Raw genomic sequence first — 2,322 nt, forward strand, 5'->3', positions numbered from 1 at the left:
TCGGCATCGCCATGCAGTCCATGCCCGGCATGGTCGAGGATCAGGATGACGCGCCACTCTTCCGGAAACGGCAGTCGCGCCACGACCGGCGGCGGCCTGCCGCTGTCGTCCTTGCCGGCGTCGACAATGACACCACCGCTTTCGAAACTGGCGATGCCGATGCCGGATCGGCCGCCCCGATCGAGCAGGGTCGCGTCGCCGCCGATATCGAGAGGCAGGTTGTGGAGCGTGCGCAGTGCCGAGGCAACGGCAAGGGCGATCTGCGTCCCGGAGCCCAGGCCGGCATGGCTCGGGATCGACTGTTCGACCACCAGTCGGTGCTGACCGCGAATGCCGAGATGGCTGCAGAGCGTCGACAAATGTTCGCCGGCGCGACGGCTCTCGGGGCCTTCGACGATGGTCTCGCTGGACCGCGATAGGGTGACGACGGTTTCGGGTTCGCTTAGAGGTAGCCCGACGCTGCCAAAGCGACGTCCGGTATCGCCATTGAGGTCGAGGAAGCCAAGGTGCAGGCGGGAGGGCACTCGTATGGTAACAGAATTCGACATCTACCCCCCGATGGGTGCATCATAGACGCATCATGGAAGTTTAGGTGCCCGTCGCCATGATAGCTGTTTTCGTCGAAGGGGCAAGCCGGAGAGAGTGCATTCGATTATCTTCTTTTGGCCCCGGCGCGAAAACGGACCGGGCAAGTCGCGGAGGTCGAGATGAGCGAGACAGCTAAGGAAAAGGTCTATTCGGAAGCCGAGATTGCCGACCGGCTCGAGAAGGAGCTGCCGAAATGGCGCTACGAGAACGGCTGGATCCGGCGCAAATACAAGACCCACAGCTGGAAATCGACGCTGATGGTCATCAACGCGGTCGGCCATCTCGCCGAGGCGGCGTGGCACCATCCCGACATCACGGCGTCCTATGCCTGGGTCGAGGTGCGCCTGATGAACCACGCCGCGAAAGGCATCACCGACAAAGACTTCGAGCTGGCCAAAAAGATCGAGGATGTTGTCCAGTGGCAGCCGGCCCAGGAAGGCGGCGCGCTGGAAGGCACTCCGCCGACCGATCAGCGCTTCGCTTACATCAAATATGATTAAGCACGGTCGGAATTTGTTGATGGCGTATGAAAACATTCGCTAATCTGCTGACAGGCGGGGTTCACGGCCAATCCAGTTTCGTCTAGGATCGGGCCGGCACCAGAAAGTAGCGTAGTGAATGGCGGTTGCTTGGATCGGCAACCGGGAAACGCTGGTCGAGCGCGCGGCTGCACATGCCGCCGCGCTGTTGGGGTCAAGCCGGTGCCCGGTTTTCAGCTTGGATACGGATATACACGGCGCCAGGGCGGCGATCGCGCTGGCTGAGCGGGTTGGCGCGGCATACGATCATGCCGATGGTGCGGCAGTTTCCCGGGAGACCGCGCTTTTTACCGACAAAGGCGCGATGACCGTTGCGCCCGGCGAGGCGCGCCGGCGCGCCGATGTCGTGGTGATCGTGGGCGAACTCCCGCAGATCCATCATGAATTTGTCGGCGAACTCTCGGCCACGGTTCCCGATCTCTCGGCCCTCGATCTCTCAGGCAAGAATCAACGCGAATTCTTTCTGGTCGGGTCGAACGGGGCGGCTGCGCCGCCGTTGAACAACGGGCGGACGGCGACGCTCCTTTCCTGCGGCGAGGCAAGCCTCGGCGCGACGCTGGCGGCGCTGAGGACGCAGTGCAGGGGGCGTCAGACATCGCAACCGGTGTCGAATTTCGACGATTTCGCCAAAGCCGTGGAGGCTGCGCATTTTCCCGTCTTCCTGTTTTCAGGCGACGCAACCGAAGGGCTGGCGCTGGAGATGCTGCAAGGACTGATCGCCGATCTCAACCGCAAGTCACGCGCATCCGGCCTTCACCTGCCGGCGAGCGAAAACGGATGGGGAAGCGCGCTCGCCTCGACCTGGATGACGGGTTTTCCATTGCGCACGGGCTTTGCGCGCGGCTTCCCGGAATTCGATCCCTGGCGTTACGATGTCGCGCGCATGATCGCTGCCGGCGAAGCCGACCTGCATCTGCGGATCTCCTCGTCTTTTGTCGAGCCGCAGAAGAAAAAGAACCGCATGGCGCTGATTGCCCTGGCGAAAACGCAGGAGCCGATCGCGGGTGCTGCCGTCACCATCGCCATCGGCGAAGCGGGCGTCGATCACGAAGCGGTGGTCTATTCCAGCCGCACCGGTTCGCTAAGGTCGATCGATGCGCGAGCGGCGTCCGAACTGCCCTCCGCTGCGACTGTTATCCGCCTGGTCGCCAGTCACGTCTCCGCCGAGGCCGCGTTGCCATGCTGACGAAAATTG

Annotated in this window: 3 protein-coding genes; 2 read left to right on the plus strand and 1 reads right to left on the minus strand. The window is 62.8% G+C overall.

Features of this window, described 5'->3' with window-relative positions; translation table 11 throughout:
- The coding region (locus E5W87_RS35025; protein WP_367118915.1) for a beta-ribofuranosylaminobenzene 5'-phosphate synthase family protein at positions 1-548 on the minus strand (548 nt) is incomplete at its 3' end.
- 159 nt (positions 549-707) lie between these two features.
- Between E5W87_RS35025 and E5W87_RS35030 the strand changes: the two genes are divergently transcribed.
- Positions 708-1,088, plus strand: coding sequence for a 4a-hydroxytetrahydrobiopterin dehydratase (locus E5W87_RS35030; RefSeq protein ID WP_292408426.1), 381 nt, complete (start codon positions 708-710; stop codon positions 1,086-1,088).
- A gap of 118 nt (positions 1,089-1,206) precedes the next feature.
- Positions 1,207-2,313, plus strand: a complete 1,107-nt coding sequence (locus tag E5W87_RS35035) for a tungsten formylmethanofuran dehydrogenase (protein WP_292408429.1) — start codon at positions 1,207-1,209, stop codon at positions 2,311-2,313.
- Positions 2,314-2,322 lie beyond the last annotated feature (9 nt).

The sequence above is a fragment of the Mesorhizobium sp. genome (assembly GCF_004962925.1).
Classification (GTDB): domain Bacteria; phylum Pseudomonadota; class Alphaproteobacteria; order Rhizobiales; family Rhizobiaceae; genus Mesorhizobium.

Coding starts and splice junctions, on each gene's coding strand:
- E5W87_RS35035 (WP_292408429.1), top strand. CDS start 1,207: ATGGCGGTTGCTTGGATCGGCAACCGGGAAACGCTGGTCGAGCGCGCG.
- E5W87_RS35030 (WP_292408426.1), top strand. CDS start 708: ATGAGCGAGACAGCTAAGGAAAAGGTCTATTCGGAAGCCGAGATTGCC.